Here is a 296-nt window from a genome sequence, read left to right as displayed (position 1 = left end):
GAAGAGAGATTACGTCAAGAGGCTGAGGCTGCTAGATTAGCTGAGGAAGAGAGATTACGTCAAGAGGCTGAGGCTGCAAGACTAGCTGAAGAAGAGAGATTACGTCAAGAAGCAGAAGCTGCTAGATTGGCTGAGGAAGAGAGATTACGTCAAGAGGCTGAGGCTGCTAGATTAGCTGAGGAAGAGAGATTACGTCAAGAGGCTGAGGCTGCTAGATTAGCTGAGGAAGAGAGATTACGTCAAGAGGCAGAGGCTGCAAGACTAGCTGAAGAAGAAAGACAACGTCAAGAAGCTGA

The 296-nt window shown here is 48.0% G+C and carries 1 protein-coding gene; it reads left to right on the top strand.

The window, feature by feature from the left end; genetic code table 11:
• Nucleotides 1–296, top strand: a 296-nt coding sequence (locus tag Q1A73_RS24515; protein WP_299611469.1) for a hypothetical protein, incomplete at both ends; no start/stop codon positions are given.

The sequence above is a fragment of the uncultured Aquimarina sp. genome (genome assembly GCF_947492115.1).
GTDB lineage: Bacteria > Bacteroidota > Bacteroidia > Flavobacteriales > Flavobacteriaceae > Aquimarina.
Note: the sequence above shows the minus strand (reverse complement) of the source record. Positions and strands in the feature narration are given on the sequence as shown.